Here is a 12,111-nt window from a genome sequence, read left to right on the forward strand (position 1 = left end):
TCAGGGTTGCAGGTGTTCCGCGACCGGGCCCAGGGCCAGCGCGGGCACATATGTCAGGGCGCCCACCAGCAGCACCGCGCCGATCAGCAGCACCACGAAGAGCGGGCCGGTGGTGGGCATGCTGCCGGGACCGGCGGGCAGGCGGCGTTTGGCCCCCAGCGAGCCGGCCATCGCCAGGATGGCGACGATGATGGCGAAGCGGCCGAACCACATCGCGATGCCGAGCAGCACGTTGTAGAAGGGCGTGTTGGCGGACAGGCCGGCGAAGGCACTGCCGTTGTTGTTGGCGGCCGATGACAGGGCGTACAGGATTTCCGAGAAGCCGTGGATGCCCGGATTGAGCACCCCCGCCTGGCCCGCGGTCACCGAGACCGCCAGCGCCGTGCCGCCCAGCACCAGCAGCGGCGTGGCCAGAATCACGATCGACACCATCTTCATGTCGTAGGCTTCGATCTTCTTGCCCAGGTATTCCGGCGTGCGGCCGATCATCAGCCCGGCGATGAAGACGCCGAGAATGGCGAAGGCCAACATGCCATACAGTCCCGATCCGACTCCGCCGAAGATCACTTCGCCCAGCTGCATCAGCAGCATCGGCGACAGGCCGCCCATGGCCGTCAGGGAATCATGCATGCCGTTGACCGCACCGCATGAGGCCGCCGTGGTGATGGTGGCGAACAACGACGTGGCGGCGATGCCGAAGCGGGTTTCCTTGCCTTCCATGTTGCCGCCGGGCGAAAACGCGGTCATGGCGCTGTCGGCCCCGGCCTGGGCGGCCATGGGGTTGGCCTGTTGCTCGAAATAGGCCGTGGTCAGTGCAAACACCGCGAACAGCACGGTCATCGCCGCCAGGATGGCGATGCCCTGGCGCCGGTTGCCGACCATTTCACCGAAGGTGAAGCACAGCGCCGCGGGTATCGCCAGGATCGCCAGCATTTCCAGGAAATTCGACAGCGCGGTCGAGTTCTCGAACGGATGGGCGGAATTGGCGTTGAAGAAGCCGCCGCCGTTGGTGCCCAGCAGCTTGATGGCTTCCTGCGAGGCCACCGGGCCCATGGCCAGCGTCTGCGTCTGGGTCACGGCCGGATCGGTGACCGGCTGGCCCTTGGCGTCCAGCACCGGTTGCCCCTGGGCGTCCACGCGCGGCTGGTCGTAATGCAGGGCTTCGACCGTTTGTACTTCCTGGTAGGGGCTGAAGTTCTGGATCACGCCCTGGCTGACCAGCGCCAGCGCCAGCACCAGCGACAGGGGCAGCAGCACATACAGCGTGCAGCGGACCATGTCGGCCCAGAAGTTGCCCAGCGTGGCCGAGCAATGACGGGCCAGTCCGCGGATCAGCGCGAACAGCACGGCGATGCCGGTGGCGGCCGAGACGAAGTTCTGCACCGTCAGCGCCAGCATCTGCGTCAGGTAGCTCATCGTCGATTCGCCGCCGTAGCCTTGCCAGTTGGTGTTGGCCACGAAGCTGATGGCGGTGTTCAGCGAGGAATCGGGCGACACGGCGCCCAGGCCGGCCGGGTTCAGCGGCAGCATGCCCTGGACGCGCTGCAGGGCATACACCACCACCACGCCCAGCACGTTGAAGGCCAGAACGGCCAGCGCGTAGCGCTTCCAGCCCATTTCGGCCTTCGGGTCGATGCCCGCAAGCCGGTAGATACCGCGTTCCAGCGGGCGGCCCCAGGCGGTCAGCCGGGATTGCCCGTTTTCCATGGCGATGCGGATATAGCGCCCCAGGAAGGGCGAGATCGCGAGCAGGACTACCAGGTACACGACCAGCAGTCCGACGAATTCGGCAGTCATCAGAACTTCTCCGGTTTGAACAGGGCAACCAGCAGGTACACGAACAGCAGCGCGGCCGTGACGCCGCTCAGCCAATAGAGCCAGGTCATGGTTGCTCTCCCGAAGACAAGACGTCGCAGAAAGCGACCAGGGCGTAGGTCAGCCCGGCCATGACGGCGAAGACGGCGATATAGATGGCATCCACGTTTTTCCTCCCGGGAGCCAGGCTCCCTTCGAACGACGGCCCGGCGCGGCAAGGGGGATGCGGACCGCGCGGCCGGTGTGACCAATCAGGACACCGGCAGGTTACGGAGCAGGGGGTAAAAACGGGGTATAGCTTTGGTGGGGGGGTGTAAACGGAACGTAAAGACGGCGCGGCACAATGGCGGGGTGGAAACACGGCCACGACGCCCTGCGGGAGGCCCGGATGTGGGCACGGGGCAGCCTCTTTTTTGAGGCATGCTCAAGATCGGGCGTTTCCGGGAGGCGCCCAGGGATCGGAAAACCCGAGTTTTCGGCCAAAAAATCCCAACATTTGGAACGTGACGCCAAAAATGCACTGATGTGGTGCAGGTAATATGTAAATGAATGCGCCGAATTAGGGCATTCCCCTAGTGTGGCATTCCCGCATCTGGTGCAGAATCTCTTCCCATGCAGGTGAGGAGACAAAGCCCTGCATGGGCAATTACCGGCGGCACCGGTACATAAAAAAGTAGCAGTACTCAAAAAAAGCAAAACGCACAACGGCTGGCACCAGGCAGTGCCGGCCGTTGTCGCATAAAAATCCCGCATTTCATCCGCCCAGGGTTTTTCTAGCGCCGCGTTTCGCGATATTCGCCAGGTCTTGCTTACGCTAGAGCTATGCCCGAATCCCGCGTTTCCTCCCCTACGCCCGTCCCCACCCGCTATTGGCGCCGCAACGTCTGGCTGATCGTGCTGTTGCTGCTCGTCTGGGCCGCGCTGACCTTCATCCCGTCGTATTTCGCTCGTCGCCTGTCGTTCGACTTCATCGGCTGGCCGTTCTCGTTCTGGATGGCGGCCTACGGGGCGCCGCTGGCCTACCTGGTCATCATCGCGGTGTACGCCCGGATCATGAACCGCGAGGATCGCCGCGCTGAAGAGGCCAAGGGGAACCGCTGATGCCTTTCGGCGGAGATACCCCACAGGAACTCAATATCCGGCTGCGCCGCATCTACGTGCTGTACACGGCGGGCTTTGCGCTGATGATCCTGCTGATGGCGCTGGCCGAGATCCTGGGGCTGCCGCGCAACTGGATCGGCTATGTATTCCTCTTGGTCACGGTCAGCCTGTATGCGGGCATCGGCATCGTCTGCCGCACGTCGGACCAGGTCGAATACTACGTGGCGGGGCGGCGGGTGCCGGCCATCTACAACGGCATGGCAACCGCGGCCGACTGGATGTCGGTGGCCTCGTTCATCGGCGTGGCGGGTACGCTCTACCTGACAGGCTACGGCGGCCTTGCCTACATCATGGGCTGGACCGGCGGCTACGTGCTGGTGGCGATGCTGCTGGCGCCCTACCTGCGGCGCTTCGGCCAATACACCATTCCCGATTTCATGGGCGCGCGCTATGGCGGCAACCTGCCGCGGCTGGCGGGCGTGGCCTGCGCCATTCTCTGTTCGTTCACCTACCTGGTCGCGCAGATCTACGGCGTGGGCATCATCACCACCCGCATGACGGGCATTTCGTTCGAACTGGGCATCTTCGTGGCGCTGGGCGGCATGCTGGTCTGTTCGTTCCTGGGCGGCATGCGCGCCGTCACGTGGACGCAGGTGGGGCAGTACATCATCCTGGTCATCGCCTACCTGGTGCCGGTGGTGTGGCTGTCCATCAAGCACACCGACATGCCGATTCCCCAGCTGTCGGCCGGCGCGGTGCTGCAGCAGGTGACGGAAAAAGAGGTCTACCTGCAGAACGATCCGGCCGAGATCGAAGTGCGCCGGCTATGGCAGGAACGTGCCGACGAGATGGCGCAGCGGGTGCGCGACCTGCCCGAATCCTGGACGCTGGAAAAAGACAAGCTGCGCAGCCGCCTGGCGCAACTGAACGCGGGCGATGCGCCCATGGTCGAGATCCGTTCGGTCGAACGGGAACTGGCCGCGTTTCCGCCCAATGTCGACGAAGCGCGGATCGCCTGGTCCCAGGCCAAGGCGACCTTCGAGGCGCGCGCCGCGCCATTGACACCGCACGCCGAGCCATTCCCGTCCAAGGATCCCGAAGAGCGGCGCAACATGCGCATCAACTTCCTGGCGCTGGTGCTGTGTCTGATGCTGGGCACGGCGGGCATGCCGCACATCCTGATGCGGTCATACACCACGTCCTCGGTGGTCGAGGCGCGCAAATCGGTGTGCTGGTCGCTGCTGTTCATCCTGCTGCTGTACTTCATGGCGCCGGCCCTGGCGCTGCTGGTCAAGTACGAGGTCTACACGCAGGTGGTGGGCTCCAATTTCCTCAGCCTGCCCAACTGGGTCCATGCCTGGAGCGCGGTCGACAGCAACCTGCTGGACGTGACCGACATCAACCGCGACGGTGTGGTGCAGCTCAGCGAAATCAGCATCGGCGCGGACGTGGTGGTGCTGGCCATGCCCGAGATCGGCGGGCTGCCCTATGTGATCTCGGCGCTGGTGGCGGCCGGCGGCCTGGCCGCTGCGCTGTCCACCGCCGATGGCCTGTTGCTGACGCTGTCCAATTCCCTGTCGCACGACATGTGGTACCGGATGGTGTCCCCGCGCATGTCGGCCGCGCGCCGGGTGATGGTGTCCAAGATTCTCTTGCTGGTGGTGGCCTTTGGCGCGGCCTGGGTGGCGGCGCGCAAGCCGGCGGACATCCTGTTCATGGTGTCGGCGGCTTTCTCGTTCGCCGCCTCGTCGTTCTTTCCGGCGCTGGTGATGGGCGTGTTCTGGCGCCGCGCCAACAAATGGGGCGCCACGCTGGGCATGGCGGCCGGGCTGGCGGTGACGTTCGCCTACATGACGCACACGCACCCGTGGCTGCGCGAGTGGGTGCTGGGCATTTCGCGCACGCAGCCGGTGGATCTGTGGTGGGGCATCCAGCCGATCGCGGCGGGCGTGTTCGGCGCGCCGGTGGCGTTCCTGACCATCATCGTGGTGTCGCTGCTGACGCCGCCGCCGGATCGTGCCACGCTGGCGCTGGTGGATTACCTGCGCAATCCGGGCGCGCCCAAGCCGCAGATCGAAAACAGCTAGCGGGGCGCGCAGGCGTCGGCGCGGCGGTCCAAAGGGTTGGCGCAGGCGGCCCACGCTTGCGCGGTCATTGCTGTGACCAGGGTGGATATCTGGCCGGGCGCCCATAACCAGTGAACATGGCCGGGATGCTGGCGCGCGGTTTCCCAGATGCGCTGGCGCTGGGCGGCGCTCATGTTGAAAACACCGCCGTTGCCGCTATTGCCGTTGGCCAGCACCGCAGCCGGGTTCCGTTTGGCCTGGTACAGCGCGCCGGCTTCGCCGTCTTGGGACTGCACGATCGCCCAGTCGTAGTGATACGACTCCAGGGCAGGGGAGCGCCATGCCGGCCCGTCCAGCACCAGGATGGCGTTGGATGTGGCGAGGGCGCGATGCGGCGGCCCCAGCACGGTGGATTCGTCAGCCAGAGGGATGACCTGGCGGCGATAACGCTGCGCGGGTTGGCCTTGCTGATCGTAGACCACGACTTCACGGGCCTGGTCCTGGCCGGCGGCGTTGCTTTCAAGATAGAAAATGACGCGCAGCAAGCGTCCGGCCGCGTCATGTACGTAACGGGCCTGCGGCCGCGGCTGGCCGTCGCACGCGCCGGTGGAGGTCTCGGCCAGCCAGCCTTGCGGGTCGTAGCGCAGGCAATGGCGCGCCGGCGGCACCTTCGCGCCATTCCAGGGGCGCGCCTGCACGTCGTAGCTGCTCAGCCGGCCCGCGTCGTCGTAGCGGAACCGGGTTTCGGTGTCGGGCGGGGGCAGCGCGTCGTCCGGCGCGGCCAGCGCCTGCGCGACGATGTTGGCGGAATAGGTGGAGAGGGCGCACAGGTGCCGGACGCCGTCGGCGCTGCGTTCAAAGCGCAATACCGTCCTGCCGATACGCGCGCCAGCGGGAGCGCGGTAGACGGACCAATCGACGCGTTCGGCCCACGGCAACGCCGTGGCGTGCAGGCCCGTGGCCACTTCCACCATCGGCCGCCAGGTCTTGATGCGCGAGCCGTCCAGGCCCAGCAGCGTATGGGTGTCGTCCAGCGCGATATCGGCAATGACGGTTTCGCGGTCTGCCTGCGCCAATGGGCGGCACAGGGGGGCGGCTTGCACGGCAATCAGCGCAGGCAGCAGCAAGAGCGCGGCCAGCGCCAGCGGCCGGTGCCGGGACTCAGTACGCGGCGGCATGTTGCAGATAGGCCATCAGGCCCGCCAGTTCGCGGCTGACGCCGCCCAGGCGCAGGGTGTCGCCGCGGGTGTCCATCAGCACGAAAGGAAAGGCGTTGCGCTCGAGCTTGCCGGCGGGCGGCAGGCGGTACGGCGTGAAGTTCCCGGACGATTCCAGATAGGTGTTGGTCATGTTGCCCACATCCACGTGCAGATACCAGACGGTCAGGTCCTGGCCCTGCAGGTCAGGTTCTGTTTCCGGGTAGAGGCCGCCTTCGCCGGCAGGGATCGCGCTGTTCAAGACGGCCACTACGACGTTTTGCGCGCCGTGGACGGGCAGGTAGGCGTGATCCCCCGCCGGGCGGGTGAAGGCCTGGCGGATGAAGGCGGAGGCGCGCGATCCCGGGACCACGCTGCGGGCGAACAGTGCGTCGAGCTGGGGGCCGGTCAGTGCGGCGCGCGTGGCGGCCAGCGTGTCCAGATCCTGGGTGAAGTGCTGCATCCAGGCGCGGTAGCGCTGCAATTCGGCGGCGCGGTCAAAACCCTGTGCCTGCGCATTGCCCGCCAGCAGCAAACCCAGGCACAGCCAGGTCCACGCGGCCAGCCAGCCGCGCCAGGCTGGCCGGTAGGCGCCGGCGGTCAATGCGAGACGGATTTGGAGAAGACGTTCATGACCACCACGCCAGCGATGATCAGGCCGATGCCGATCAATGCGGGGGTGTCCAGGTGCTGCTTGAAGAACAGCGCGCCGACGATGGAGATCAGCACGATGCCCACGCCCGACCAGATGGCGTAGGCGATGCCGACCGGCACCTCGCGCAGCGTCAGCGACAGGAAATAGAACGAGATCATGTAGCCGAACACCGTGATGATCGACGGAGCCAGGCGCGAAAAGCCGTCGGAGCTTTTCAGCGCGCTGGTGGCGAAGATCTCGGCGACGATGGCGATGCCCAGGTAGAGCCACTTCATTTGCGCGGTCCTTCGGATTGGCGCAGCAGCACCAGCAGGGCGCCGGCGCCGCCTTCGCGTTCGGGGGCTTCGGAAAATGCCAGCACCTCGTTCTTTTGCACCAGCCAGGTGCGCGCCTTGTCTTTCAGCACGGGTTCCAGCCCTTCCGAGCCATAGCCCTTGCCATGCACGACGCGCACGCAGCGGATGCCGTGTTCCTGACATTCGTCCAGGAACGACAGCAGGGCATGGCGGGCCTGTTCGACCCGCAGGCCATGCAGATCAAGTTCGGCGCCGGCACGCCACTGGCCGCGGCGCAGGTTGCGTGCGGTGTCGGGGGCGGCGTCGCTGCGCACGAATGCCGTGCCACCTTCTGACAGCAGATGCGTGATCTCGCCGCCGTCGGAAACGCCGGCATCGGCCCGGTGCGGCGTCTCGCCCAGGGCGTTGGCGCGGCGCAGGGCCGGGGCGGGTTCAGGCGCGGGCTTGTGCTCGACGCGAGGCGCATGCTTGATCGGCTTGACCGACTGCATGGTGCGGCGAAACGCGGCCAGGTCGTCGGCCGGATCGGCATCCGGCGACGCGGCGGCCGCGGGCTTTTTCAGCGCCGCCACCCGCTGGGCGAGGGCGGCGCGCTCTTGCTCGGCCTGAAGATCTTTCTTCAGGCGTTTCAGGTCGGCCTGGCCGACCTTACTGCCCCGCATTCTCCAACCACCGTTGTGCGTCCAGGGCGGCCATGCAGCCCGTGCCGGCGCTGGTGATGGCCTGGCGGTAGACGTGGTCCTGCACGTCGCCGGCGGCAAACACGCCCGGGACGGAGGTCATGGTGGCCATGCCGGACAGGCCGCTCTTGGTGACGATGTAGCCGTCTTTCATTTCCAGCTGGCCCTGGAAGATCTCGGTGTTCGGCTGGTGGCCGATGGCGATGAACGCGCCGGTGACCTTCAGGTCTTCGGTGGCGCCGGTATCGACGTGTCGCACTCGCACGCCGGTCACGCCGCTGTCGTCGCCCAGCACTTCTTCCAGCGTGTGGAACACTTTCAGTTCCATGTTGCCGTTTTCGACCTTGCTCATCAGCTTGTCGACCAGGATCGGTTCGGCGCGGAACTTGTCGCGGCGGTGGATCAGGGTGACCTTGCGGCAGATGTTGGACAGGTACAGGGCTTCTTCGACGGCGGTATTGCCGCCGCCGACCACGACCACGTCCTGGTTGCGGTAGAAGAAGCCGTCGCAAGTTGCGCAGCCGGACACGCCGCGGCCCATGAAGGCCTCTTCCGAGGGCAGGCCCAGGTACTTGGCCGAGGCGCCGGTGGCGATGATGAGGGCGTCGCAGGTGTAGATCTTGCCGGTGTCGCCCGTGAGGGTGAACGGGCGCTTGGACAGGTCGACCTTGGCGATATGGTCGAACAGCATTTCGGTGTTGAAGCGTTCGGCGTGCTTCTGGAAGCGCTGCATCAGGTCGGGGCCCTGCACGCCATCGGCGTCGGCCGGCCAATTGTCGACGTCCGTGGTGGTCATGAGCTGGCCGCCTTGGGCCAGACCTGTAACAAGAACAGGGCTCAGGTTGGCGCGTGCCGCATAGACGGCCGCCGTGTAACCGGCAGGGCCGGAACCGAGTATCAAAACTTTAGCGTGCGTAGGCGTGGACATGGGCGGGTATCTTTAGGTTAACGCCCAATTATAATGAGCCGCATGCCGCGTATCTCGACTGCTTCTCCGCGCGCTTCGCGCAACACCCGTAACGGGCCATCGCCCCTGCAGACGCGTATCTCCGCGCTGCTGCGCGAGGCCCGCTGGATTCTCTTCGCCGCCCTGGCGGCCTGGCTCACGCTGGTGCTGGCCACCTGGAGCGCCGCCGACCCTGGCTGGTCGCATTCCGTCCCCGCCGGCGCCATTCACAACAAGGGTGGAACGCTGGGCGCCTACCTGGCGGACATCCTGCTCTATCTTTTCGGTTTTTCCGCCTGGTGGTGGGTCATCCTGCTGTTGCACCGGGTGCGGGCGGGCTACCGCCGCCTGGCCAGCCACCTTCGTGTTACCAATAGTAAACAACCGGAAGTGTTGCCGCGCGTCCACTGGGAAGAGGGCATCGGCTTTTTCCTCTTGTTGTTCGGTTCGCTGGGCATGGAAGCCCTGCGCCTGGCCAGCCGCGGTACCCACTTGCCGGGCGCTTCGGAAAACGCCAGCGGCGCCGGCGGCGTCATCGGCCACACCCTGGCCGAACTGACCAGCCGCAGTATCGGCTTTACCGGCAGCACCCTGGCCTTTCTGGTCATGCTGGCGATCGGCCTGAGCCTGTTCTTCTCGTTCTCGTGGCTGACCGTGGCCGAGCGCGTGGGTTCCTGGATGGAAGGCATGGTGCGCCGCGTGCGCAATTCCTACGCCGCCCGCGAAGATCGCAAGGTCGGCGAAGTGGCCAAGGCCGTGCGTACCGAGCAGGTCGTGGCCAAGCAGGAAAAGCTGGTCCACGAGCAGCCGGTGCGGATCGAACCGGCCATCACCGTGGTGCCCAAGTCCGAACGCGTCGAAAAGGAAAAGCAGCAGTCGCTGTTCTTCGCGCCCTCGGGCGGCGAAGGCGATCTGCCGGCGATCAGCCTGCTCGACCCGCCGCTGGCCAACCAGGAAACGGTGTCGGCCGAGACCATCGAATTCACCTCGCGCCTGATCGAAAAGAAGCTGGCCGACTTCGGCGTGTCCGTCACGGTGGTGGCGGCGCAGGCCGGCCCGGTGATCACGCGCTACGAAATCGAGCCGGCCACCGGCGTGAAGGGCAGCCAGATCGTCAACCTGGCCAAGGACCTGGCCCGGGCGCTCAGCCTGGTCAGCATCCGGGTGGTGGAAACCATTCCGGGCAAGAACCTGATGGGCCTGGAACTGCCCAACCCGCGCCGCCAGATGGTTCGGCTGTCGGAGATCCTGGGGTCGCAGACCTATCACGCCAGCCATTCGGTCGTGACCATGGCGCTGGGCAAGGACATTGCCGGCAACCCGGTGGTGGCCGACCTGGCCAAGATGCCCCACCTGCTGGTGGCGGGCACGACCGGCTCGGGCAAGTCCGTCGGGATCAACGCCATGATCCTGTCGCTGCTCTACAAGGCCGACGCCTCCCACACGCGCGTGATCCTGATCGACCCGAAGATGCTCGAAATGAGCGTCTACGAAGGCATTCCGCACCTGCTGGCGCCGGTGGTTACGGATATGCGCCAGGCCGCCAATGCGCTGAACTGGTGCGTGGGCGAAATGGAAAAACGCTACCGTCTGATGAGCAAGATGGGCGTGCGCAACCTGGCCGGCTACAACACCAAGATCCGCGACGCGATCAAGCGCGAAGAGCCGATTCCCAATCCGTTCTCGCTGACGCCCGACCAGCCCGAGCCGCTGGCGCCGCTGCCCACCATCGTGGTGGTCATCGACGAGCTGGCCGACCTGATGATGGTGGTGGGCAAGAAGATCGAAGAACTGATCGCCCGCCTGGCCCAGAAGGCGCGTGCGGCCGGCATCCATTTGATCCTGGCGACGCAACGCCCCAGCGTGGACGTGATCACCGGCCTGATCAAGGCCAACATCCCGACCCGCATTGCGTTCCAGGTGTCGTCCAAGATCGATTCGCGCACCATTCTTGACCAGATGGGCGCTGAAACGCTGCTGGGCCAGGGTGACATGCTCTACATGCCGCCGGGCACGGGGCTGCCGGTGCGTGTGCACGGGGCTTTCGTCAGCGACGATGAAGTGCACCGGGTGGTCGAAAGCCTGAAGGCGCAGGGCGAACCGAACTACATCGAAGGCCTGCTGGAAGGTGGGCTGGATGGTGACGGCGGCGAAGGCGCCAGCAGCGTCACGGGCATCGGCGGCGACGCCGAGTCCGACCCGATGTACGACCAGGCCTGCGAGGTGGTGCTCAAGCACCGCCGCGCCTCGATCTCGTTGGTGCAGCGCCATTTGCGCATTGGTTACAACCGTGCGGCGCGGTTACTCGAGCAGATGGAACAATCGGGTATGGTGTCGGCGATGCAGTCCAATGGCAACCGGGAAATCCTGGTTCCTGCCGCCGCCGCTCGAGAGGAAGCATGATGAAGACGTTTCGTGGCCTGGCCGCAGCCCTGGCTTTTTGCGTGGCTCCCGCGCTGGTTCCGGTTTCGGCCGTGGCGGCCAGCGCGCAGGAACAGTTGCGCTCGTTCGTCAGCACGGTGACGGCGGCGACGGGGTCTTTTTCGCAGTACACGGTGAATACGCAAGGGCGTACGCAGCCGGCGCAGACGGGGGTGTTTTCCTTCCAGCGGCCGGGGAAGTTCAAGTGGGCGGTGCAAAAGCCGTATGAACAGCTGGTGATTTCGGACGGCCGTCAGGTGTTCCAGTTCGATCCGGATCTGGCGCAGGTGACCGAGCGCAAGGTGGATGCGGCGATCGGCACGTCGCCGGCCGCGATCCTGTTCGGGTCGGGGTCGCTGGAGCAGTCGTTCGATGTGTCTGCGTTGCCTTCCAAGGATGGCGTCGATTGGCTGCGGGCCAAGCCGCGGACCGCGGATGCGGGGTTTTCGCGGGTGGATATCGGGATGAAGGACAATCTGCCGGTTCGAGTCGAATTGCTGGATTCTTTTGGGCAGACGACGCGGGTGGATCTTTCCGGGATTGTGCCTAATCCCAAGTTGGCGGATAAAGAGTTTCAGTTTGTGGCGCCTAAAGGCGTTGATGTGGTCAAGATGTAGGCTTGAGGCCTAGTCGCTGCGCGCGACGGGCGCGGTCTTTTTGTTTTGGTTGTTTTCTTTGCTGGCGTGGGACATTGCTTCGTAGGCCGCCCGGCACGGGGTGCGCATACGCTGAGCGCGCCAACGATTGCGGTCCGGAGCCTTCGCTCCGGACTTCCCCCTCGTCATCTTCGTACGGGCCTTCGGCCCTCCCTTCAGATTCCCTCGGGCGCATCGACGGCGCGCTCAGCGTATGCGCACCCCGCGCCGGGCTACCGGTTGCGAGAAATGGGGGTCTGCTAGACCGAGGGTTGGGGAGAGGTTTGCGTCGCTTGCCCC

General features: G+C 65.6%; 11 protein-coding genes. 4 read left to right on the top strand and 7 right to left on the bottom strand.

Features of this window, described 5'->3' with window-relative positions; genetic code table 11:
• Together kdpA and kdpF are read right to left on the bottom strand one after the other, a co-directional pair.
• Entirely contained in the window at positions 1–1,797 is a 1,797-nt protein-coding gene (gene kdpA, locus HV798_RS00225) for a potassium-transporting ATPase subunit KdpA (RefSeq protein WP_175216316.1), read from the bottom strand.
• Positions 1,797–1,886: a K(+)-transporting ATPase subunit F gene (kdpF, locus tag HV798_RS00230; RefSeq protein ID WP_042884659.1), complete on the bottom strand. Its 90-nt coding sequence runs from the start codon at positions 1,884–1,886 to the stop codon at positions 1,797–1,799. The genes kdpA and kdpF overlap by 1 nt, the downstream gene beginning before the upstream one ends.
• Positions 1,887–2,637: 751 nt before the next feature.
• Here kdpF and HV798_RS00235 point away from each other — a divergent pair.
• Positions 2,638–2,916 carry a DUF4212 domain-containing protein gene (locus tag HV798_RS00235; protein ID WP_175190865.1) on the top strand — a complete coding sequence of 93 codons (279 nt, stop codon included), beginning with the start codon at positions 2,638–2,640 and terminating at the stop codon, positions 2,914–2,916.
• Complete coding sequence (locus tag HV798_RS00240) at positions 2,916–5,003, top strand: sodium:solute symporter family protein (protein WP_175190866.1); 2,088 nt, start codon at positions 2,916–2,918, stop codon at positions 5,001–5,003. Before HV798_RS00235 ends, HV798_RS00240 begins: the two co-directional genes overlap by 1 nt.
• On the opposite strand, the gene HV798_RS00245 is transcribed toward HV798_RS00240, so the two are convergent.
• Genes HV798_RS00245 through trxB form a run of 5 tightly spaced genes read right to left on the bottom strand, consistent with a single transcriptional unit; the run spans position 5,000 to position 8,737 of the window.
• The gene (locus HV798_RS00245; RefSeq protein ID WP_175190867.1) at positions 5,000–6,160 is read right to left on the bottom strand and encodes a hypothetical protein; all 1,161 of its coding nucleotides are present in this window, start codon (positions 6,158–6,160) and stop codon (positions 5,000–5,002) included. The genes HV798_RS00240 and HV798_RS00245 overlap by 4 nt on opposite strands.
• Complete coding sequence (locus HV798_RS00250) at positions 6,144–6,782, bottom strand: hypothetical protein (RefSeq protein WP_175190868.1); 639 nt, start codon at positions 6,780–6,782, stop codon at positions 6,144–6,146. The genes HV798_RS00245 and HV798_RS00250 overlap by 17 nt, the downstream gene beginning before the upstream one ends.
• Positions 6,779–7,108 (bottom strand): DMT family transporter, encoded by a 330-nt coding sequence (locus HV798_RS00255; protein WP_175190869.1) that lies wholly within the window; start codon positions 7,106–7,108, stop codon positions 6,779–6,781. The genes HV798_RS00250 and HV798_RS00255 overlap by 4 nt, the downstream gene beginning before the upstream one ends.
• Positions 7,105–7,791, bottom strand: coding sequence for a Smr/MutS family protein (locus HV798_RS00260; protein WP_175190870.1), 687 nt, complete (start codon positions 7,789–7,791; stop codon positions 7,105–7,107). Before HV798_RS00260 ends, HV798_RS00255 begins: the two co-directional genes overlap by 4 nt.
• Positions 7,778–8,737, bottom strand: coding sequence for a thioredoxin-disulfide reductase (gene trxB, locus HV798_RS00265; protein ID WP_025136897.1), 960 nt, complete (start codon positions 8,735–8,737; stop codon positions 7,778–7,780). Before trxB ends, HV798_RS00260 begins: the two co-directional genes overlap by 14 nt.
• Positions 8,738–8,779: 42 nt before the next feature.
• Here trxB and HV798_RS00270 point away from each other — a divergent pair, with 42 nt between their 5' ends.
• Complete coding sequence (locus HV798_RS00270; protein ID WP_025136898.1) at positions 8,780–11,158, top strand: DNA translocase FtsK; 2,379 nt, start codon at positions 8,780–8,782, stop codon at positions 11,156–11,158.
• Positions 11,158–11,793: an outer membrane lipoprotein chaperone LolA gene (lolA, locus tag HV798_RS00275; protein ID WP_025136899.1), complete on the top strand. Its 636-nt coding sequence runs from the start codon at positions 11,158–11,160 to the stop codon at positions 11,791–11,793. The genes HV798_RS00270 and lolA overlap by 1 nt, the downstream gene beginning before the upstream one ends.
• Positions 11,794–12,111 lie beyond the last annotated feature (318 nt).

Source organism: Achromobacter deleyi (assembly GCF_902859705.1).
Taxonomy (GTDB): Bacteria; Pseudomonadota; Gammaproteobacteria; order Burkholderiales; family Burkholderiaceae_B; genus Achromobacter; species Achromobacter deleyi.

Excerpts from the sequence above, each read along its gene's own strand:
- kdpA (WP_175216316.1), bottom strand. The coding sequence starts at position 1,797 with ATGACTGCCGAATTCGTCGGACTGCTGGTCGTGTACCTGGTAGTCCTG.
- kdpF (WP_042884659.1), bottom strand. The coding sequence starts at position 1,886 with ATGACCTGGCTCTATTGGCTGAGCGGCGTCACGGCCGCGCTGCTGTTC.
- HV798_RS00235 (WP_175190865.1), top strand. The coding sequence starts at position 2,638 with ATGCCCGAATCCCGCGTTTCCTCCCCTACGCCCGTCCCCACCCGCTAT.
- HV798_RS00240 (WP_175190866.1), top strand. The coding sequence starts at position 2,916 with ATGCCTTTCGGCGGAGATACCCCACAGGAACTCAATATCCGGCTGCGC.
- HV798_RS00245 (WP_175190867.1), bottom strand. The coding sequence starts at position 6,160 with ATGCCGCCGCGTACTGAGTCCCGGCACCGGCCGCTGGCGCTGGCCGCG.
- HV798_RS00255 (WP_175190869.1), bottom strand. The coding sequence starts at position 7,108 with ATGAAGTGGCTCTACCTGGGCATCGCCATCGTCGCCGAGATCTTCGCC.
- HV798_RS00260 (WP_175190870.1), bottom strand. The coding sequence starts at position 7,791 with ATGCGGGGCAGTAAGGTCGGCCAGGCCGACCTGAAACGCCTGAAGAAA.
- trxB (WP_025136897.1), bottom strand. The coding sequence starts at position 8,737 with ATGTCCACGCCTACGCACGCTAAAGTTTTGATACTCGGTTCCGGCCCT.
- HV798_RS00270 (WP_025136898.1), top strand. The coding sequence starts at position 8,780 with ATGCCGCGTATCTCGACTGCTTCTCCGCGCGCTTCGCGCAACACCCGT.
- lolA (WP_025136899.1), top strand. The coding sequence starts at position 11,158 with ATGAAGACGTTTCGTGGCCTGGCCGCAGCCCTGGCTTTTTGCGTGGCT.